Below are 21040 nucleotides of genomic sequence, written 5' to 3'. Positions count from 1 at the left end.
CGCGCACGGCCATGCAGGAACTGAGCGAACCCACGCTGCGCCCCTTCACCGCCAGCGACGGTGAAAACCTCGCCGTACAGGACTGGCCGCTGCCCGCGCAGGAGCGCCGCGGCGCCGTGCTGCTGGTGCACGGCCTGGGCGAGCACGCGGGGCGCTACGAGGCCCTGGCCCAGCGCCTGAACGGCTGGGGCTTCAGCGTGCGCGGCTACGACCACTACGGCCACGGCGACTCCGGCGGGCCGCGAGGCGGCCTCACCAGCGACCTGCGCCTGCTGGCCGACCTGGCGGACCTGGTGGACGCCACGCGCACGCGGCTGCGGCCCGGCGAGCCGCTGGTGCTGCTGGGCCACAGCATGGGCGGGCTGGTGGCGGCGAGCTTCGTGGCGCGGGGCGTGCGCCCCGTGGATGCGCTGGTGCTCTCGTCGCCCGCGCTGGCCACTTTCATGAACCCGCTGCAAAAGCTGCTGCTGGCCACGCTGCCCCGGCTGGTGCCCAACCTGCGCGTGGGCAACGGCCTGAACCCCGAACACCTGTCGCACGACCCGGCCGTGGTGGCCGCCTACCGGGCCGACCGGCGTTGCCACGACCGCATCAGCGCGCGGTTGGCGCGCTTCATTGCCGATGCCGGCCCCGCCACGCTGGCGCGCGCCGCGCGCTGGACGGTTCCTACGCTGCTGCTGTGGGGCGAGGACGACCGCATCGTCAATCCCGCGGGCAGCCGTGCCTTCGCGGCAGCGGCGCCCCCGGCCGTGGTGCATGCCCAGGGTTTTGCAGGGCTGTACCACGAGATCTTCAACGAGCGCGACGCGGCGCCCGTGTTCGCGCAACTGGAGTCGTGGCTGGAGCAGCGCTGCCCGGTGCGCCGGGCGCAGCCCGTGGCGGCTTGAGCCAAATCGGCCTGCGGCGCTTGTGTAGCAAGCGCTAGCAGCTACCTTTTTAGGAGCAAACCCGCCCTCAGTGCGCGAGCAGCACGCGGTTGCGCCCCAGGCGCTTGGCGCCGTAGAGGGCCGCGTCCGCGCGCTGCAGCAGCGCCGCGGTGCTCTCGCCGGGGGCCAGTTCCGCCAGCCCGACCGACACCGTCAGAGACAGCTGCGTGCCGCCTGGCAGGGCCACGGGCGTGGCGGCCACGGTGGCGCGCACGCGCTCCAGCAGACGCGTGCCGTCCGCCGGGTGGGTATTGGCCATGAGCAGCAGGAACTCCTCGCCGCCCCAGCGCGCCAGGAGGTCGCTGGCCCGCACGCAGCCGTGCACCGTCTGCGCGAACGACTGCAGCGCCACGTCGCCGGCCGCATGGCCGTGCGTGTCGTTCACCACCTTGAAATGGTCCAGGTCCAGCTGCGCCAGCAGCAGGGGCTGCCGGCTGCGCTGCGCGCGCGCATGCTCCAGCCGCATCATCTCCAGCATGCAGCGGCGGTTGGGCAGGCCTGTGAGCTCGTCGCGGATGGCCAGTTCGCGGATCTGCTCCACGGCGGCGGCCAGCTCGCGCTTTTGGCTGCGCAGACGGGCCCGCGCGCTGTGTACGCGCGTGGTGAGAAAGGTGCTGCTGGCCAGCACCACCGCGATCATGACCAGGTAGGCCGCCGACAGCGCCGGGGGCTGGCTGTCGGGCGATAGCCAAGCCGGATGCCACCACTGCACCACGGCGCCCGCTGCACCAAAGGCCACCAGCCCGTAGAGCGCCACGCCCACCATCTGGCGGGGGGTGAGCCCGAAGACGCCGAACATCATGATGACCGCGAGAATGGGTGGCGCAATACCGCGCGCGGGGCCGGCGATCACATAGGCCGCCGCGTTGCAGGCAATCGCATAGACGATCTGGAACAGCGTGAGCGACGGGTCGGCAAAGCGCCGGCTGGCGCCGCTGCGGATGAGCACGAACACCGTGGTGATGCCCGCGCCGCACGCCAGGGTCCACCAGTACACCGGCACGGGATCGGTCAGGCCTGCGGCGGCCACCAGGTGCATCGCCCCGATGCAGCCCAGCATCAGCAGCGCCGACAACCCCGCCATGGCCAGGCGGATGCGCTGATGGGGATCGGTCGTGATGAGTGCATCCAGCGTCCGCTGGGCGAGGCCGCGGCGGCCCGTGACCTCCTGGTTCACGCAAGCTCCTTTTCTCAGAGGCGCGGGGCTGCGGACCGCGCACGCTGTGTGGACTGTAGGCGGCCCGCGCGCGGTCTGAGAATAGGTAGTTGCCGTGAGCTGGAGGTCTGGCCTGCCAGGGGGCGATGAGTTGTCCCGATGCCCTGTCGTGGGACCATGTTGCAGCCACTGCATCGCCTCCCGTCAGCTCTGCGGCGGCTGGCCGGGCAGCCACACCACGCAAGGGCCGGGCGCGGCCGCCAGTGCCTGGCGCTCGAAGCTTGCACGGTTCTCGATCAGCCAGTAGCGGCGGGGCGCCCGCACCTGAGCCGGCGTGCCAAACAGGCGCGTGGGCAGGCTGCACAGGCCGGCAGCCGCTACGTCGATGCAGCCCCCGGGGCATTCAGAGTGAGCGAGCCGCCCAGCCACAACAGCGGCGCGAAGCGGGCGTTGCCCAGCGCTTCCAGCCGCTGTGCGCGCGCAATGTCCAGCAGGGACTGCCATTGGCGTTCTGCCGCGTCGGCGCGCAGCCAGTCGCACAAAAAGGCCTATTGGGCGGGGCGCAACGTTGGCAGGCTCGTCCACGGTGCGTCGTGCCGCGTACGGCGCCTGTGCCCGTTGGGTTGCGTGCGCGGGGCGGTCATGCGCTGATGGGTTTGAGCTCCGGCACGCCGCGCCGCTTGGCCACGGCGATGGGCGGCGCCCAGCGGCTGCCGGCAGGCTTCTTGCTGGTCACGAGGGTGATCTCGGCGGGCTCGAACACTTCTAGGTTGTGCGTGATGGGCGTGGTCAGCACGTACTGCGCGCGCGTGCTGCGCAGGAAGTGGCCCACGAGCTGGATGTTGCGCACGTCCAGGTGGGCGAAGGGCTCGTCGATGAAGACGAAGCCGCCCGAGCCGCTTTCCTCGTCTTTCAGCAGGCCCACCAGCAGGATCAGCGACTTGATGACCTGCTGCCCGCCCGAGGCCTCGCCGTCGTTCAGCCCGATGCTGCCCTTGCCGTCGAAGGCGAAATGCACCTTCAGGCCCGCCTGGGCGAGCACGGTGTCGTCGTTCTCCAGCAGGGGGAGGTCGGCCGCCACTTCCACACCGGCCAGCTGGCCCAGCTCCTGGATGTTCTTGCGGTAGCGGCGCACCGTGCTGCGCAGCACCTCGATGTAGCTCTCGCGTGCGTTCAGCACCGCCGTGGCGGCCTGGGCGTTCTTGACCTGGTGGTCCGACAGGCTGGCCGCCTGCTCGCGCACCGTCACGTCCATGCGGCGGTGGCGTTCTTCCACGGTGGCATCCTGCTCCCAGGTGCCTTGCTCCAGTTCCTGCTCCACGGCATGCAGGCGCAGCTTGGCCTGGGTGTCGTTCACGTATTCGTCGACCAGCGCGCCCATGGCGGCGGGCGTGATCCAGCGCGCCGGGAACTGCGCACGCTGGGCCTGGCTGCGGGCCACGGCCCCCTGCTGCTGGCGGCGGCGCGCGCTCCACTCCTGCGCGGCGCGCTCGCTGTCGCCGCGCGCGCGCTGCAGCTGCGCCTCCAGGCGCTTGTGCTCGTCGTTGAAGGCGCGGTGGCGGTCGTGCGCGCGTGTGGATTCCTGCTCCAGGCGCTGCCACAGCTGGGCCGCCGCCACGCGCGCCTGCTTGGCGGCGGGCAACTGTTCGCGCGCCTGGCCAAACTCGTCGCTGCGGCGCGCCAGCTCCTCGGCGGCGCTGTGGCCTTCCAGGGCGCGGCGGGTGTCGGTGATCTGGCGCTTGAGGGCCATGAGCTGGTCCAGCACGGGTGCCAGCTGCGCATCGATGCGGGCCAGGTCGCGCTCGGCCGCGCTGCGGCGTGCCTGCACGGCACTGGCGCCGAACTGGTGCTCATGCGCTTCGACCCACATGGAGCGCGCGCCGCGCCCGTCGTGCATGTAGGCCTGGGGTGTGATCCAGGTGCCGCCCAGCTTCTTGCCTTCGCGCGGGTCGGCCACGCAGCGCAGGTTCTGCAGCTGCTGCACCAGCCAGCGCGGCACGGGCGCGGTGAAGCGCACATGCTCCAACAGCGTACCGCTCTCACCCTTCAGCGCCACGCTGCCCGGCTCGACGATGTAGTGGCGGTAGCGCTCGCGCTCGCCCAGCTCCCAGGCCTCGGCCAGGTCGTTGGCCTGGTCCAGCAGCACCACCCAGCGGTGGCCGCGCAGCACGCCCTCGATGGCGGCGCGCCAGCGCTCGTCCTGCACCTCCACGGTTTCGGCGACGAAGCGGTGGCCGATGCCCGCGTTGGCCAGTTGTTTTCGAAAGCGCAGCACCTCGGGCGGCAGCGGCGGCAGGCTCTGGCCTTCGAGCGCGGCGAGCTGCGCGGCGGCCAGCTTGCGCCGCTGGGTGAGTTGGCTGCGCTCGTCCTGCAGGGTCGATTCCTTGTCCTGCAACTGGGCCAGGTGGACCTGCAATTCGTCGGCATTGCTGCCCTTGTCCACCAGCGCCAGCAGCTCCTGCTCGCGCTGGGCCAGCTTTTCCAGCGGGGCCTCGTGGCGTGTGGCCTCGTCCAGCTGCGTGCGCGCCTGGTCGCGCTCTGCGCGCAGCTGCTCAGCGTGCTGTTGCGCGCGCGTGCCTTCCTCCAGCAGGTGCAGCAGGCGCTTGTTCTGCACCGCCTGCTCCGCCAGGGCCGCGCGGTGCTGGGCCTTCTGGCGGCGCAACTCGCGCGATTGTTTGGTGAGCTGCTCGCGCTCGCCCCACCAGCCGAGCACGGGCAGCACCTCGGTGGCCAGGCGCTCGCGCTCGGCCAGGCGCATCTGCCAGGTCTTGTAGTTGGTCACGCGGTTGTGCAGTTCGGAGAGCTGCGCGCGGCTGTGGTCCAGCTCGCGCTCGGCCTGCGCCATCTCGCGCGCCAGCTGCTGCTGGTGCTCGCGCGCCTGGTCGTAGGCGTCCAGCACCTGCTGGTCGCCGAACACGTCGAACACCAGGCGCAGCAGCTCGCGCGGGCTGAATTCGCACAGCCGGTCGGTCTGGCCCTGCTCCAGCGAGAGCACGCGCGCAATCGCCGGCGACAGGCCGGCGGCGGCCAGCACGCGGCCCCAGGCCTCCACGCCCATGAAGCCCAGGTCCTTCTCGGGCATGTCCAGCAGCTGCTCGATGGAGACATCGCCCTCCACCAGGCAGTAGCGGCGCTGCCAGTCGCCCCCGTTCTTGTCGATGCGGCAGGCCAGCGTGACCTGGTCGCTGTAGAGCAGGCGGCGCGCAAACGGGCGGCTGGAGCTTTGCCGGCCCTGCGGCCGGTTGTCCACCACGGCGCGCAGCCAGGCGGTCTGCGCGCCGGCGTGGCGCGCATAGGTGCGGTAGTCGCGCGGGGCCGAGCAGCGCAGGCCCAGCAGGGTGCGCATGGCGTCCAGCAGCGTGGTCTTGCCCGAGCCGTTGGGGCCGGCAATCGTGATGATGGAGCCGTCCAGCGGCAGCGACACGCGCTGGCAGTAGTCCCAGTGAACGAGTTCCAGGGTTTGCAGGTGGAACATGGCGGTCAGTTCTCCTGCACTGTGGATGCTTCGTTATTCATAGCTGCTGGCGCTTGCTGTTCGGGCGTTAGAGGCTGATTTGGCTCGAATTCCGGCGCGGCCGCGCGCTCGCGCAGCAGTACGTCGGCCAGCGCGCCGTCCAGGATGCGCGGGGCGAGCACGTCGTAGTCCAGCAGCACGTCCAGCAGCGGCCCCTCGGCGATCTCGTCCTGGCGGCGCAGGATGAAGCCATGGCGCTCCAGCAGCTTGAGGTTGGCGTCCAGGCGCAGCTTCTTGCCCAGCTGCGGGCCGTAGTCTTCCAGCAGCGCCTTGTACGACAGCACGGGGCTGGCCACGCTGGCCTGGGGCAGGGGCTTGGCGCCGGGGAAGAAGTCGTTCTGCCCCGCGTCGGCCTCCTGCACGCGGCTGGTCTGGCGCTCGCGCTTCGGTAAAACGATGAGCGCCCACAGCACGATGAGCAGCGCCTGCGCGTCGCGCGGCAGCTCCAGGTTGTTGTTGGCGTTCAGGCCGGACTCGCCCATCACCCCGTTCTGCGCGGCGCTCAAGAGGGCCACGCTCACGTGGTCGGCGTAGATGCTGTCCATCCAGCGCAGGCCGGATTGGGCCAGGCGCTGCTCCACCTGGGCAAAGAGTTCGGCATCGACCAGCGCGCGCTTCACACGTGGGTGGCTGCGGGGCAGCCAGCGGCGCGTGAGCAGCTCGGCGATCAGCAGGGCGGCGTCATCCATTCTTCACTTCCTCGGTGCCCTGGGGGCTGTCGGGTTCGGCCGGCACCAGCCGGCCACGGCTGAGCAGCTCCACCTGGTGGTGGTCCAGCGGCTCGGCCTGCGGCTGCCATTCGATGCGCCACGGCTGGCGCGCCAGCTCGCCCGTCAGGCCCGGCAGCACGGCGGCCTGCGGATCGCCCAGCAGGGGCATGAGCTGGGCCTTGTAGGCCAGCTGCGCGTAGCGCGTGGCGCCGGGGCGCGGGCCCAGCAGGGCCTCGGCCGCGGTGCGGGCGGCATCGGCATGGCCGCCGTCGCGGGCCCATTCGGCGAGCAGCGCATTCAGGTCGCCCAGCTCGCGCGGCAGGGCCACGGCGGTCAGCGTGCCGGCCGGGGCGCTCTGCGCGCTGGGCAGGGCCTCGGCCAGCGCGGGCTGGGGGCGGTCGCGTTCGAACTCGGCCTCCACCACGTCCAGCAGCTCGTGCGGGGCCAGCGTGGCCAGTTGCGTGGGCTGGGCCACGGCGCCGTCCAGCAGGCGGTGCAGCTGCGGCGCGGCCTGCAGCCAGCGCTTCACGTCGGTGCTGGTGATGCCGGTGGTGCCCAGCGTCACGCGCTGGCGGTCCACCTGCTGCAGCGCACGGTTGAACTGGCTGGCCATGGCCAGCAGGCGCGACTGCGCCTGGCCCAGACCGCGCGCCGCGCGCTCCAGCAGCAGGTGGCCGTGGCTGTTGCCGATGATGGCGGTGATGGCGTCGGAGGCGCGGTCGATGAGCTGGGCTGCGCGGTCGTAGCGCTTGCGCGCCTCGCGCAGGCGGAACTCGGAGCCGCTGGCGATGGCGTCGGCAAACTCGCCGTGCAGGCGCGCCAGCTGCGCCTGCAGCAGCTGCACCTGGCCGGCATCCACGCTGCCCAACTGGTTGGCGCCCACCACCTGGCCCAGCAGGGCGGCCAGTTCGCCGCCGTCGGCGTGGTCGTCCTCGGGCGCGGGGCTGGTCAGCGGCGCCAGCAGGCCGGCCACGCGCTGGGCCAGCGCGGGCAGGTGGTAGCTGCGCTGGGTCTCGTCCCAGGCGAGCAGGCCCACGTCGCGCAGGCGCTTGAGCACCGTCTCCAGCGCTTCGGGGCGCAGCGCGTGAAACAGTTCGTCGATGCGTTCGCGCGGCAGTTGCGCGTCGCCCTGCGCCGCCAGTTGAAGGAACACCCACACGCGCAGCTGCACCAGTGCCGCCGGGCCGTGGAACAGGCCGCTCAGCGCCTGCGTGAGCGGCTGCTGGCGCGACAGGTGCCACAGCAGCGGGGAGTCCTGCGCGGTATCGTCAAAACTGTAGGCGTCGCGAAAGAAATCCGCGATGGCGCCCATGCCTACGCCCATGCCTGCGCCCACGCCGTTGTCCAGCGCGTCATCGCCGACCTGTGGCGCCAGGTCGTCCGGGGCCAGTGCGCGCATCAGGCCAGCCCCAGCAGCGCCAGTGCCGCCACCGAGGCAGTTTCCGCCCGCAGCACGCGCGCGCCCAGGCTGGCCGGCGCAAAGCCCTGGGCCAGCGCGGCGTCTTCCTCCTGCGCGGTCAGGCCGCCCTCGGGGCCGTGCAGCACCCAGACGGCACCCGCCTCGGCCGCGGCTTCCCGCAGCGGGCGGCTGCCGCTGCGCAGCGACAGCAGCAGGCGCGCCGCGTCGGGGGCGAGTGCGTCGGCAGGGGGCTGGCGCAGCCAGTCGGCCAGGGACAGCGGCGCGTGCACGGAGGGCACGCGGTTGCGCCCGCATTGCTCGCAGGCCGCCACCGCGATGGCCTGCCAGTGCTGCTGGCGCTTGGCGGCGCGCTCGCCGGACAGCTTGAGCACGCTGCGTGCCGCGGCAATCGGCTGGATGCTCGCGGCACCCAGCTCGGTGGCCTTTTCCACCAGCCAGTCCATGCGCTCGTTGGCAGGCATACCCACCACCAGGTGCACGGCGCGCGCGGCCTCGCGCTCCACGGCGCTGTGGCTGCCGACCTGCACCTGCACGTCGCTGCGGCCCATGTGGGTGACGGTGGCGCTCCACTCGCCGCCCTCGCCGTTGAACAGCGTGACCGCGTCGCCCGGCTGCAGGCGCAGCACCTGCACATGGCGCGCGGCCGTCGGCGGCAGCGTGAGCTGCGCATCGGCGGCCAGGGGCAGGGGGCAGTGAAAACGGGGCATATCTTTCAAAAATAGTAGCTGCCAGCGCTTGGTGGACAAGCGCTGGAGGCCGATTTGGCCTGTAAACCTAGACGCGCCCGAAGGCGTAGCCCATGGCGGCCTGGGTGCCTTCCAGTTCGTCCACCAGCCGCAGCAGCGGCGACAGCTCGCGGTAGCGGCCGGCCGTCTGGCGGATGTAGGCGATGAAGCGCGGTGCGTCGGCCAGGTACTTGGGCTTGCCGTCGCGCAGCGTCAGGCGCGCGAAGATGCCGGCCACCTTCAGGTGGCGCTGCAAGGCCATGAAGTCCACCGCGCGGTAGAAGTCGCCGAAGTCCGCACCCCAACCGCTGTCGCTCGCGGCGCCGAGAATGCCCGCACGGCGGGCCTTCTCCCAGTAACGCACGGTAATGTCGATGACGAAGTCTTCTTCCCAGCTGATGAAGGCGTCGCGCATCAGGCTGGCGATGTCATAGGTCACGGGGCCGTAGACCGCGTCCTGGAAGTCCAGCACGCCCAGGCGCTCGTCCGCACCCACCATCAGGTTGCGCATCATGAAGTCGCGGTGCACGTACACGCTGGGGGCCGCCAGGTTCTGCGCCACGATGGCGTCGAAGGTGCGGGCCAGCGTGGTCTGCTGCGCATCGGTCAGCGTGGCCTGGCGGTGGCGGGCGATGTACCAGTCGGGAAAGAGCTGCAGCTCGCGGCGCAGCAGCGGCTCGTCGTAGGCCGGCAGCACGCCGGGGCGCGAGGCGCGCTGCCAGTCGATGAGCAGGTCCACGGCCTGCAGGTACCAGGCGTGCGCGGCGGCCGGGTTGGCAGGGTCCAGGCGCTCGATGGCGGTCTGCGCGCCCAGGTCGGACAGCAGCATGAAACCGTGCGCTTCGTCCCAGGCCAGGATCTGCGGCACGCGCAGGCCGGCGGCCTGCAGCAGCGCCTGCACCTGCACGAACGGGCGGCAGTCTTCCTTGTCGGGCGGCGCGTCCATGACGATGCGGCTGGTGCCATCAACAGCGTCCAGGCGCAGGTAGCGGCGAAAGCTCGCGTCCGCGGACGCCGGGCGCAGGGACTCGGGGCGCAGCTGGAGCGTGGCGGCCAGCGGGGCCAGCCAGGCGTTGAAGGCTGCCTGGCGGGCCGGGTCGGTCCAGTGCACGGCGCTCGCATGCACGGCGCCCGTGTGCACGGCGCCCGTATGCACGGCGCCCGTGGCCGGCTCGGATGTGCCCGCCGGAGTGGGGGAAGAGGGGTGGCTCATGGATAATCGGATTCTACAAACCCGGCCTTCCCCGGCGGGGTGGCCCGCGGTGCCCGTGCCTAGCGGCCCGCCGTCCGTCGCAATCCATGGATCGTCTCCCCTTGCCTCACGCCCTGCACGTCCCGACGCACCGCCCATTCGCCGCGCCCCTGCCTCCGCGCAGCATGCTGGCGCGGCTGGCGGCCCTGATGCTGTGCGGCGTGCCATTGGCCGTGCTGGCCCAGGCACAGCCCGCGGCGGACGCTGTCCCGACCGAGCCTGCGCCGGCGCTGCGCTCCAGCCCGCGTCTGCAGGAGGTGCTGCCCTACGGCATCCGCCAGCAACTGCCGGTGTTCGTGCGCGGAGACCGCGTGACGGGCCAACCGGACATCCAGGCCACGATCGAGGGCAACGCCGAGCTGCGCCGCGGCGACACGGTGGTGCATGCCGACCGCATGCAATACGACGTGGCCGATGACCGCGCGCGCGCCAGCGGCAACGTGCTCATCAACCGCGCGGGCAACCGGTATGAAGGCTCGCAGCTGGACCTGCGCGTGGAGGCCTTCACCGGCTTCTTCAGCGACGCGCGCTACCGCTTCCTGGAGACCGCGGCGCATGGCGAGGCCTCGCGCGTGGACTTCCTCGACCGCGACCGTTCCGTGGTGCACAACGCCACCTACACCACCTGCGAGCGCACCGACGAGGCCAGTTGGCAGCCCGACTGGATCCTGCGCGCCGAGCGCATCCACCTGGACCGCGTGGAGGACGTGGGCACGGCCGAGAATGGCGTGCTGGAGTTCAAGGGCGTGCCGGTGCTGCCGATTCCGCGCATCACCTTCCCGCTGTCGGACCGGCGCAAGTCAGGCCTGCTGCCGCCCACGCTCGGGCTGGACAGCGTCAGCGGCTTCGAATACGCGCAGCCGTACTACTGGAACATTGCACCCAACCGCGACGCCACCATCACGCCTACGGTCATGACGCGGCGCGGCGTGGCCCTGGGCACGGAGTTCCGTTACCTGGAGCCGCGCTACAGCGGCGAGTTGACAGCCGACTACATGCCCAACGACCGGCTGCGCGACCGCGACCGCTGGGCCTACGGCATCAAGCACCGCGCCACCTTTGATACGCCCGCAGGCGGCGTGGGTCTGGGCATCGACATCAAGCGCGTGAGCGACGACAACTACTGGCGCGATTTTTCCCAGCGCAACAGTGGCCGCAGCGGCGTAAACGACCAGCTCACCCAGCGCCTGCTGCCGGGCGACGCGACGCTGAACTGGGCGCGCGGCGAGCATTCGCTGCTGCTGCGCACCCTCAAGTGGCAAACGCTGCAGGACGTGAACGCGCCCATCATCCCGCCCTACGACCGCATGCCGCAGCTGCGCTGGGAGTACCGGCCGCTGCAGCTGGCCGGCGGGCTGGATGCGAGTGTCGAGGCCGACTACACCAGCTTTCACGCCGACCGCGCCTACACCGGCCAGCCCAACGCCAAGCGCAGCTACACCATGGCGCAGGTCAGCCGGCCGTTCCTGGCGCCGGCGGGTTTCATCACACCGCGCGTGCAGTTGCACAGCACGCACTACGAGTTCGATGCGCCGCTGGCCAACGGCCAGCGCACCGCCAGCCGCACGCTGCCCACGTTCAGCCTGGACAGCGGCCTGGTGTTCGAGCGCGACGCCCGCTATTTCGGCCGCGACTTCCTGCAGACCCTGGAGCCGCGCGCCTTCTACACCTACACCCCGTACCGCGACCAGCGCCTGCTGCCGATCTACGACACCGCGGTGAACGACTTCAACTTCGCGTCGATCTACACTGAGAACGCCTTTGGCGGACAGGACCGGCTGGCCGACAACAACCTGCTCACGCTGGGCGTGACCACGCGCCTGCTCGACCCCGACACCGGCGCCGAGGCCGCGCGCTTCGGCGTGGCACAGCGCGTGCGCTTTTCCGACCAGGAAGTCACCATGCCCGGCGGCTCGCCGGTGAACGAGCGGCTGTCGGACGTGCTGCTGGGCGCGGGCATCAACTGGACGCCGCAGTGGGGCTTCGACTCCACGGTGCAATACAACCCCAAGACCGGCCGGTCCCTGCGCACCACGGTGGCGGCGCGCTATTCGCCCGGCAACTACCGCACGGTGAGCGCGGCCTACCGCATGCAGAAGGTCACTGGCCTGATCACCGAGCCCAGCGAGCAGATCGACGTGGGCTGGCAGTGGCCGCTCAACGACCTGTGGGGCGACCGCGGCGACAAGCCCTCCTCTGCCGGGGGGCGCTGGTACAGCGTGGGGCGGCTGAACTACAGCCTGCAGGACCGCAAACTGGTGGACACCGTGGTGGGCCTGGAGTACGAGAGCTGCTGCTGGATCGGCCGCGTGGTGCTGGAGCGCCTGCAGCGCAGCGTTACGTCGTCCAACACCCGGCTCATGTTCCAGATCGAGTTCATCGGCTTCTCGCGCCTGTCGCTGGGCTCCAACCCGCTGTCCAGCCTCAAGCAGAATGTGCCGCGCTACCAGTTCCTGCGCGAAAGCGTGTCCACCCCCAGCCGCTTCACCCAGTACGATTGATCGCCTTGTGCGCCGCCCCGCTGGGGCGACGCGCCGCCTTGCACCATGAATTTGCACCACGCCATGAAACACCGTGCCTTGACCCTGGGCCTGGTCTGCCTGACCGCCGTCGCACCGCTGGTGCCCATGAGCGCCCATGCGCAGGGGCTGCGCCCATCGGCCTCCGGCCAGCCGCGGCTGCCCTCCGCAGCGACGCTGCTGCCGCCGGCCGGGGCGACGGCCTCCAACGCGCCGCGGCAGGCGGACTACATCGTCGCCGTGGTCAATTCCGAGCCCATCACCAACAACGAGGTGCGCCAGCGCACCGAGCGCGTGGTGCAGCAGATCGCCAGCCAGGGCGGCAAGGTTCCGCCGCAGGAGCTGCTGGCCAAGGAGGTGCTGGAGCGCCTGATCCTGGAGAAGATCCAGGTGCAGCAGGCCAAGGAGACCGGCATCAAGGTGGACGACTATGCCGTCAACCAGGCCGAGCAGTCGGTGGCGCGGCAGAACAGCATCAGCGTGGACGAGATGCACCGGCGCCTGGCTGCCGATGGCATCAGCAAGGAGCGCTTTCGCGAAGAACTGCGCAACCAACTGCTGGCGCTGCGCCTGCGCGAGCGCGACGTGGAGTCGCGCGTGCGTGTGAGCGACCTGGAGGTGGACCAGTACCTGCGCGAGCAGCGGCAGGCCGCCGGCCCGGGCAAGCTGGAACTCAACCTGGGTCACATCCTGGTGAAAGTGCCCGAGAACGCCGGCCCGGACGAGGTGGCCCAGCGCTCGGCGCGCGCGCAGGAGGCGCTGGCCAAGGTGCAGGCGGGTGGCGACTTTGGCGCCGTGGCGCGCGAGTATTCCGATGCGCCCGAAGGCGCCAACGGCGGACTGCTGGGCCTGCGCCCGGCCGACCGCTATCCCGAGTTGTTCGTGAACGCCACGCAGCAAGCCAGCGTGGGCAGCGTGGTCGGCCCGGTGCGCTCGCCCGCGGGCTTTCACATCCTGAAGGTGGTGGACAAGACCCAGAGCGGCGTGCCCACCACGGCCGTGCAGAGCCACGCGCGCCACATTCTGCTGCGCACCAATGCCAACCTGTCGGAACGCCAGGCGGCCGAGCGGCTGGAGGATCTGCGCGATCGCGTCGCGCGCGGCGGCGCCGACTTCGCGGCGCTGGCACGCGAGTATTCGCAGGACGGCAGCGCCAAGGACGGCGGCGACCTGGGTTGGGCATCGCCCGGGCGCTACGTGCCCGAATTCGAAGAGGCGCTCAATGCCCTGCGCCCTGGCGAGATCAGCCGCCCCGTGGTGTCGCGCTTTGGGGTGCACCTGATCCAGCTGCTGGAGCGCCGCGAGGCCAAGCTCACCCAGCGCGAGCAGCGTGACATGGTGCGCGACGCCGTGCGCGAAAAGAAGCTCGACGAGGCCTTCGCCACCTGGATCCAGGAAGCCCGGGGTCGGGCCTACGTGGAATACCGCGACACTCCGCAATGAAGCACATCCCGCGCAAGCGCTTCGGCCAGCACTTCCTGAGCGACCAGGGCATCATCGATGCGATCGTGCGCGCCATCGCGCCCGAGCCCGGGCAGCCCATGGTGGAGATCGGCCCGGGGCTGGCGGCGCTGACCCAGCCGCTGGTTGAACGCCTGGGCCGGCTCACAGTGGTCGAACTGGACCGCGACCTGGCCGCTCGGCTGCGCCAGCACGGGCAGCTCGATGTCATCGAGTCCGATGTGCTGAAAGTGGACTTTGCGCAGGTAGCGCAAGCGCTGAATGCTCCCAAGATAAGAGTGGTCGGCAACCTGCCCTACAACATCTCCACGCCCATCCTGTTCCATCTGCTGGCGCACGTGCGGGTCATTACGGACCAGCATTTCATGCTGCAAAAGGAAGTCATCGACCGCATGGTGGCCGCGCCGGCGACCAGCGCCTATGGCCGGCTGTCGGTGATGCTGCAATGGCGCTACGCCATGGAGAACGTGCTGTTCGTGCCGCCCGAGAGCTTCGATCCGCCGCCGCGCGTGGACAGTGCGGTGGTGCGCATGGTGCCGCACGAAGCGCCCGAGGCGCTGTCGATGTCCGTGCTGGAGGAGTTGGTGCAGGTGGCCTTCAGCCAGCGGCGCAAGCTGTTGCGCCACACGCTGGGCCGCTGGCTCGAAGCGCGGCAGTTTGCCGGCACGTTCGACACCCAGCGCCGGGCCGAGGAGGTGCCGGTGAGCGAGTACGTCGCATTGGCGCAGGAATGCTCCTGAAATAGGAGCTGCTCGCGCTTATTGGTAGGGCGCTAGCGCCCGATTTGATTCAAAGCGCAAAACCGTGACCGGCCGGAGCAGGGCTGCGGCCGGTCATGCTTCATCACGCGGCCGTGAGCCAGTAGCCAGCGTTGAAGGGGCTGCTCATGCGCAGCGCCATGGGGGAGACGTCCACCAGCTTGTCGGTGGGCATCTTCTCGCCCACGGGATCGATCGCGATCTCTATGGCCTGGGAGGCGGCACTGCCGTGCTCCTCCTGCGCCCGTTCCGCCTGGCCGGCGGTTGCAGAACGGGCTACAGAAAAGAATAGAAGCAGCGGAACGGGATCTTGCGGTCGCCCCAGTAGTCGGCGGCATCGCGGAAGATGTCCAGCAATTGCTCGCGGGCTTCCTTGTCGAACTTGGCCGTGATCGGGATCTGCTCCAGTACCACGATGAAGCCCGGCTGCGGGCCCGACTTGTGCAGCGGATCGGTCATGCAGTCGTACAGCGCATCGAAGTTCTTGCCGAAGTGCGCCGGGAAGGTGAACTGCGTGGCGATCAGGTCCAGGATGTCCTGCTTGGACTGCGCATGTGCAAGGTTGGCATACAGGAAGTGGTGGCCCATGGCGCGCGCCGTGTCCTGCAGGTCGTGCACCCGGAAGGCACGGATCGACTGCACGATATTGGGGCGCACACCGCGCAGAAGCGTTTCCTGGTCTTTACGAAGTGGCGTTTCCATCTCCGTTGCTCTTTCTTTTAGAGGTCCACGAATAGAAGTATCCGACAGCCTGGCGAAGGCGGCTAGCGGAAGAAAAACCGTTGGTGCGATGCATCAGGGGCCTTGCCAGGGGATTTGCCGCAAGGGGCATTCCTGGCGTTCATTCCCTGATTTCTCGAAAGCTCGCGTAATGGTCGCTGGTGAAATAGCAGGCGTCCGGTGTGCGGGGAGCGCCCCCGCACACGATGCGCCGCGCTCCCCGGTGGCGCACGCCGGGCGTGCGCACCGTGTATTCGCGGTAATAGCCGCGTTTCTTCAGGGGGAGCAGACGCTCGCGGTTGCCGAATACCGAACCATCCTTGTCGTACGGGAACGGCCCACCCTCATGGATCAGCGCATAGGTGGCCCGCCCCTGCGGGGGGAGCTCAGCCAGCGAGATGGGAGGATTGGCGGCAGTGTCAGGGAGCTGCCGCGCGGACACCACCACGGGCGCAAGCGTGACCGCAGCACCCAGAACGCACGCCCCCATTGCCTTGTACGCCCGGATGGCGACAGCCTGCAACATCCACTACACCTTTCAGAAACTACGGGTTAACCCGAAATTTCGACCCGCTAGTGTGACAAAAAGGCGCACATAAGGCAAGCGCCTGCCCAAAAAATGGGCAGGAACGAAGGGCAATTGTCAGCGCCCACTCGTAGAGCGGCGCTTGTCATGGCCGTTATCGGGCCGCGTTGGCATCCGCCACGGTGAGGGCGGTCATGTTGACGATGCGGCGCACCGTGGCGCTGGCGGTGAGAATGTGCACCGGCTCGGCCGCGCCCAGCAGCACCGGGCCAATGGCGATATTGCCGCCAGCGGCGGTCTTGAGCAGGTTGTAGGAGATGTTGGCCGCGTCGATGTTGGGCATGACCAGCAGGTTCGCGTCGCCCGCCAGCGTGCCATGGGGCATGAGGGCCGAGCGGGCCTTGCCGTCCAGCGCCACGTCGCCGTGCATTTCGCCGTCCACCTCCAGCCAGGGCGCCTGCACGCGCAGCAGGTCCAGCGTCTGGCGCATCTTCACCGCGCTGGGTTGGTTGCTGGACCCGAAGTTGGAGTGCGACAGCAACGCTGCCTTGGGCTTGATGCCGAAGCGCATCATCTCCTCGGCCGCCATGATGGTGATCTCGGCGAGCTGCTCGGCCGTGGGATCGTAGTTCACATGGGTGTCCACCACGAAGACCTGGCGATCGGGCAGCAGCAGGCCGTTCATGCAGGCGTAGGTGTTCACGCCGGCGCGCTTGCCGATCACCTGGTCGATGTACTGCAGATGGTGCGATGTGTGGCCCCAGGTGCCGCAGATCAGGCCGTCCACCTCGCCCTTGTGCAACAGCATCGAGCCGATCAGCGTCAGGCGCCGGCGCATCTCGATCTTGGCGATGGGCACCGTCACGCCCTTGCGCTCGGTCATGCGGTGGTAGGTTTGCCAGAAGTCGCGGTAGCGGTGGTCCTGCTCCACGTTGACCACGTCGTAGTCCTGGCCCTCTTTCAGGCGCAAGCCGAATTTCTCGATGCGCTGGGCGATGATGGCCGGGCGGCCGATGAGCGTGGGGCGCGCGATCTTCTCGTCCACCACGATCTGCGCGGCGCGCAGCACGCGCTCTTCCTCGCCCTCGGAGAAGGCCACGCGCTTCTTGGGAGCCACCTTGGCCGCCGTGAAGATCGGCTTCATCGTCGTGCCGGACGCGTAGACGAAGGTCTGCAGATGGTCGCGGTAGGCGTCCATGTCGGCCACGGGGCGCTGGGCCACGCCGCTGTCGGCCGCGGCCTGCGCCACCGCCGGCGCGATCTTCATCATCAGGCGCGGGTCGAACGGCTTGGGAATCAGGTAGTCCGGGCCGAAGGCCAGCGGCTCGCCGACATAGGCGGCAGCCACCACTTCGCTCTGCTCGGCCTGGGCCAGCTCGGCGATGGCATGAACGGCGGCGATCTCCATCTCGGTGGTGATCGTCGTCGCGCCGCAGTCCAGCGCGCCGCGGAAGATGTACGGGAAGCACAGGACGTTGTTGACCTGGTTCGGATAGTCGGTGCGGCCGGTGGCGATGATGGCGTCGTCGCGGACAGCCTTCACGTCTTCGGGCGAGATCTCGGGGTTGGGGTTGGCCAGCGCGAAGATCAGCGGGCGCGCGTTCATCTTGCGGACCATGTCTTGCTTGAGCACGCCGCCGGCCGACAGGCCGAGGAACACGTCGGCACCTTCGATCACCTCCGCCAGCGTGCGGGCGGACGTCTTCTGGGCGTATTGCACCTTGTCCTCGTCCATGAGCTCGGTGCGTCCTTCGTAGACCACGCCGGCCAGGTCGGTCACCCAGATGTTTTCCCGTGGAATGCCCAGCTTGACCAGCAGGCCCAGGCAGGCCAACGCGGCCGCGCCGGCGCCCGAGGTCACGAGCTTGATCTTCTTGGGGTCCTTGCCGGCCACCTTCAGGCCGTTGAGGATGGCGGCGCCCACGACGATGGCCGTGCCGTGCTGATCGTCATGGAACACCGGAATGCTCATGCGCTCGCGCAGCTTGCGCTCGATGTAGAAGCAGTCTGGGGCCTTGATGTCTTCCAGGTTGATGCCACCGAACGTGGGCTCCAGCGAGGCAATGATCTCGATGAGCTTGTCCGGGTCCTTCTCGTTGATCTCGATGTCGAACACATCGATGCCCGAGAACTTCTTGAACAGAACGCCCTTGCCTTCCATCACCGGCTTGCCGGCCAGCGGGCCGATATCGCCCAGGCCCAGCACGGCCGTGCCGTTGGTCACCACGCCGACCAGGTTGCCGCGGGCGGTGTAGCGAAAGGCAGCGGCGGGGTCCTTGACGATCTCTTCGCAGGGCGCGGCCACGCCGGGGGAATAGGCCAGTGCCAGGTCATGCTGATTGACCATCTGCTTGGTCGCAGCAATCGTGATCTTGCCGGGCTGGGGAAACTCGTGATATTCGAGTGCGGCACGACGCAGCAGGGCGCGCTTGTCGGTAGGGTTGTGGGCCGTGTTGTCGGACATCAAGCGTCTCCAATCGTCAGCGAAGCATGGCCGACGTGGCGGCATGCGAGCACTGCGCCCCGTCGGCGGTATGTAAGGGGAGCCGATTGTAGGACGCGAGGCTGTCAGTCTGCCGTCAAGCGAAACACTTGTGATCGCAATGCAGGCAGTTCCATGTGCCGGTATTCACGCCGGATCGAGCGGGTATACCGGCCGGCGCACCCGCCTAAAAGGGAACCGCGCATAGTCCGATGTGGTTACGCCCGGGCTGTCGCACTCGACAAGACCCTCGGAAAGGGGCGTGAACACAGGCCGGCAGTACATCCGTGACTTGAGCAGCAGGAACCGGAAGCGCGTGGGATCCAGCCCCACGCAGTGGAACACACCGAGGTCCCACGGCTCATGGGTCTGCTCGGACACCACGATCTGCGCGCTACCGGTATCGAACAACACCGTGCGCCCCATGTGGCAGCGCTGGCCTGTGTAGATCGGGCCCGTGACGGTGTAGCTGCCATCGCTCACGGCGCGCACCGTGCCGTGCAGGCGCAGTGGCTTCTTGTGCAGGCCGATGCGGTCGAGTGGCACCTTGTTGCCAAGGTCGACGTCCACCTCGCCACCCTCGCCGGCTGCGATGAGCCGGGCCACGGCCTCCGGGTCGCACAGAGGCCCCATGGCGATGCCGGTGAGGCCCCGCTCCAGCGCGGCCTGCAGCACGTCCATGGTGTCGCAGGTGCCGCCCGACATGCAGTTGTCGCCGTGGTCGAGCAGCAGCACGGGGCGGGTGGCGCCTTGTGCCATGTCCTGCGCGCGGCGCAGAGAGTCTTCCAGTGGGTCGCTGCGGTAGACATATTCCGTCCGCCGCTGCCATATTTGCCGCGCCAGCCCGTCTACGGCATCCTGGGTGGCGGCCGCATCCTCCGCGCGGCAGGTGGCGACGACGCTCACGCAGGGTGCCTCGATGTCGGCCAGCGAGAAGCCGCCGAACACGGAGACAGCGGGCAGCCCGCTACGTTCGAGGCCGCGCGCGGCCTCCACGGCATCGCGCATCGGGCCCTCAAGCGTGGTGCTGCGCAGCGTGTGGCTCATGAGCGGCAGGCGGTGCCAGCACACACGAAAGTGCGCCTCGCCGCGCAGCATCTGCAGCAGCAGGCGACCTGCGTGCTCTCCGGTTTCGTACATGTCGATGTGCGGGTAGGTCTTGAAGCCCACCATCACGTCGGCGCTCTGCACCATCTGCTCGGTGATGTTGCCATGCAGGTCCAATGCCACGCCTATGGGCACGCCGGGCGCTGCAGCGCGCACGCGCGCGAGCAGATCGCCCTCCCCATCGTCGGTGTGCTCGGCCACCATCGCGCCGTGCAGGTCGAGCAGGATGGCATCGGAGCCGGGAGCTGCCTCGACGATACGGCGCGTGAGCTCGTCGTAGGCCTTCGCGTGCACGGGACCGCTGGGGTTGGCCGTGGCGGACACGGGCGTGACCAGCGTGGCCCCCATCCTCTCGGCCAGGTCGATGAAGGCCGCCATGGCCGTGCGCATGCCCTTGTTGGCGCGCAAGGCCGCCTCGCCAAAAGCCGGCGAGAACGCCTCCAGGGGCGTGGGCACGGGCGAGAAGGTGTTGGTCTCGTGGTTGAGCCGTGCGATCAGGATCTTCATGCCACCACCCCGGCACTGGCGAGCATGGCGCGCAGCAGCACATTGCAGCCGGCCTCCAGATGGGCGGGATCTGCGTCTTCGATCTCGTTGTGGCTGATGCCGTCGGCGCAGGGAACGAAGATCATCGCCGCGGGCGCCACACGCGCTACATAGACTGCGTCATGGCCCGCTCCGCTCACCACATCCATGCAGCTGTAGCCCAGGTCCGCGGCGTTGGCGCGCACGGCCTCCACCAGGTGCGGCGTGAACGGCTGCGGCGGGAAGTACACCACCTGCTCCACGTCGATGGCCAGGCCGCGCTCGGCGGCGATGCGCGCGCAGGCGGCGCGCAGCGCGGCGTCCATGTCCAGCAGCTGGGCGTCGTCGGGCGCGCGCAGGTCCACGCTGAGCTTCACGCGGCCCGGGATCACGTTGCGCGAGTTGGGGTGCACCTCCAGCGAGCCCACGGTGCCGCGCGCATGCGGCAGGCGGTCCAGGGCGATGCGGTTGACCTCGGCCACCAGCGCACTCGCGGCCAGCAGCGCATCCTGGCGCAATTCCATGGGCGTGGGACCGGCATGCGCCTCCATGCCCTGCACGGTCACGTCGTACCAGCGCTGGCCCAGCGCCGCCTGCACCACGCCGATCACGCGTTCGTGATTCTCCAGCACCGGGCCTTGCTCAATGTGCGCCTCGAAGTAGGCGCCCACGACGGGTGCTGCGCTGGCCTGGCCCGCGTAGCCGATCGCGGCGAGGGCTTCGGCCACGCTCACGCCCTGGGCGTCTCGCTGTGCGAGCGCATGCTCCAGCGTGAACGCTCCCGCGAACACGCCCGAGCCCATCATCACGGGCACGAAGCGTGAGCCTTCTTCGTTGGTCCACACCGCGACCTCGATGGGCGCGCGGGTGCGCACGCCAGCCGCATTGAGCGTGCGCACCACTTCCAGGCCGGCCATCACGCCGTAGTTACCGTCGAACTTGCCGCCGGTGGGCTGGGTGTCGATGTGGCTGCCCGTCATCACCGGCGCCAGGCTGTCGTCCGCGCCTGCACGGCGCGCGAAGATGTTGCCGATGGCATCGATGCGGATGCTGCAGCCGGCCTCGCGCGCCCACTGCACGAAGAGGTCGCGGCCCTGCCGGTCCAGGTCGGTGAGGGCGATGCGGCACACGCCACCTTTGGGGGTGCCGCCGATGCGCGCGAGGTCCATCAGCGATTTCCACAGGCGTGCGCCGTCGATGCGCAGCGCAGTGGCGGGGGATGTTTGCATGTCCATGAAA

At 69.5% G+C, this 21040-nt stretch carries 16 protein-coding genes; 4 read left to right on the top strand and 12 right to left on the bottom strand.

What is annotated here, in order from left to right; translation table 11 throughout:
- The first annotated feature begins 11 nt into the window (after positions 1-11).
- Positions 12-887 carry an alpha/beta hydrolase gene (locus AC1PPL_RS09785; RefSeq protein ID WP_015914684.1) on the top strand — a complete coding sequence of 292 codons (876 nt, stop codon included), beginning with the start codon at positions 12-14 and terminating at the stop codon, positions 885-887.
- Positions 888-954: 67 nt separating this feature from the next.
- Here the strand turns inward: AC1PPL_RS09785 and AC1PPL_RS09780 are convergent, their stop codons facing one another.
- The 7 genes from AC1PPL_RS09780 to AC1PPL_RS09750 all read right to left on the bottom strand — a co-directional run bounded on the left by AC1PPL_RS09780 (position 955) and on the right by AC1PPL_RS09750 (position 9664).
- Positions 955-2103, bottom strand: a complete 1149-nt coding sequence (locus AC1PPL_RS09780) for a GGDEF domain-containing protein (protein ID WP_302077361.1) — start codon at positions 2101-2103, stop codon at positions 955-957.
- Between the two features lie 183 nt (positions 2104-2286).
- On the bottom strand, positions 2287-2511 hold the full coding sequence (locus tag AC1PPL_RS09775) for a hypothetical protein (RefSeq protein ID WP_479973171.1): 225 nt from the start codon (positions 2509-2511) through the stop codon (positions 2287-2289).
- A gap of 211 nt (positions 2512-2722) precedes the next feature.
- Entirely contained in the window at positions 2723-5557 is a 2835-nt protein-coding gene (locus AC1PPL_RS09770; protein WP_479973170.1) for an ATP-binding protein, read from the bottom strand.
- Between the two features lie 5 nt (positions 5558-5562).
- Positions 5563-6285 carry a hypothetical protein gene (locus AC1PPL_RS09765; RefSeq protein ID WP_479973169.1) on the bottom strand — a complete coding sequence of 241 codons (723 nt, stop codon included), beginning with the start codon at positions 6283-6285 and terminating at the stop codon, positions 5563-5565.
- Complete coding sequence (locus AC1PPL_RS09760) at positions 6278-7705, bottom strand: efflux RND transporter periplasmic adaptor subunit (RefSeq protein ID WP_088888024.1); 1428 nt, start codon at positions 7703-7705, stop codon at positions 6278-6280. The genes AC1PPL_RS09765 and AC1PPL_RS09760 overlap by 8 nt, the downstream gene beginning before the upstream one ends.
- Complete coding sequence (locus AC1PPL_RS09755; protein ID WP_015914679.1) at positions 7705-8433, bottom strand: 16S rRNA (uracil(1498)-N(3))-methyltransferase; 729 nt, start codon at positions 8431-8433, stop codon at positions 7705-7707. The genes AC1PPL_RS09760 and AC1PPL_RS09755 overlap by 1 nt, the downstream gene beginning before the upstream one ends.
- A 67-nt stretch (positions 8434-8500) precedes the next feature.
- Entirely contained in the window at positions 8501-9664 is a 1164-nt protein-coding gene (locus AC1PPL_RS09750; RefSeq protein ID WP_479973168.1) for an aminoglycoside phosphotransferase family protein, read from the bottom strand.
- A gap of 86 nt (positions 9665-9750) precedes the next feature.
- Here AC1PPL_RS09750 and AC1PPL_RS09745 point away from each other — a divergent pair, with 86 nt between their 5' ends.
- From AC1PPL_RS09745 to rsmA, 3 genes are all read left to right on the top strand, one after another.
- A complete protein-coding gene (locus AC1PPL_RS09745; RefSeq protein ID WP_479973167.1) occupies positions 9751-12204 on the top strand; it encodes an LPS-assembly protein LptD in 2454 nt (817 codons plus the stop codon).
- A 63-nt stretch (positions 12205-12267) separates the two neighbouring features.
- Positions 12268-13665: a peptidylprolyl isomerase gene (locus tag AC1PPL_RS09740; RefSeq protein ID WP_479973166.1), complete on the top strand. Its 1398-nt coding sequence runs from the start codon at positions 12268-12270 to the stop codon at positions 13663-13665.
- Positions 13662-14423: a 16S rRNA (adenine(1518)-N(6)/adenine(1519)-N(6))-dimethyltransferase RsmA gene (gene rsmA / locus AC1PPL_RS09735; protein WP_479973165.1), complete on the top strand. Its 762-nt coding sequence runs from the start codon at positions 13662-13664 to the stop codon at positions 14421-14423. Before AC1PPL_RS09740 ends, rsmA begins: the two co-directional genes overlap by 4 nt.
- 294 nt (positions 14424-14717) lie before the next feature.
- On the opposite strand, the gene AC1PPL_RS09730 is transcribed toward rsmA, so the two are convergent.
- From AC1PPL_RS09730 to AC1PPL_RS09710, 5 genes are all read right to left on the bottom strand, one after another.
- On the bottom strand, positions 14718-15143 hold the full coding sequence (locus tag AC1PPL_RS09730; protein ID WP_011807186.1) for a barstar family protein: 426 nt from the start codon (positions 15141-15143) through the stop codon (positions 14718-14720).
- Between the two features lie 139 nt (positions 15144-15282).
- On the bottom strand, positions 15283-15687 hold the full coding sequence (locus tag AC1PPL_RS09725) for a guanyl-specific ribonuclease (protein ID WP_011807185.1): 405 nt from the start codon (positions 15685-15687) through the stop codon (positions 15283-15285).
- A gap of 154 nt (positions 15688-15841) precedes the next feature.
- Positions 15842-18151 (bottom strand): NADP-dependent malic enzyme, encoded by a 2310-nt coding sequence (locus tag AC1PPL_RS09720; RefSeq protein ID WP_015914674.1) that lies wholly within the window; start codon positions 18149-18151, stop codon positions 15842-15844.
- Between the two features lie 165 nt (positions 18152-18316).
- Positions 18317-19783, bottom strand: coding sequence for a M81 family metallopeptidase (locus AC1PPL_RS09715; protein ID WP_479973164.1), 1467 nt, complete (start codon positions 19781-19783; stop codon positions 18317-18319).
- Positions 19780-21036, bottom strand: a complete 1257-nt coding sequence (locus AC1PPL_RS09710; protein ID WP_312792792.1) for a Zn-dependent hydrolase — start codon at positions 21034-21036, stop codon at positions 19780-19782. The genes AC1PPL_RS09715 and AC1PPL_RS09710 overlap by 4 nt, the downstream gene beginning before the upstream one ends.
- Positions 21037-21040: the final 4 nt, after the last annotated feature.

It is taken from the genome of Diaphorobacter sp. B2A2W2 (genome assembly GCF_056730635.1).
Note: the sequence above shows the minus strand (reverse complement) of the source record. Positions and strands in the feature narration are given on the sequence as shown.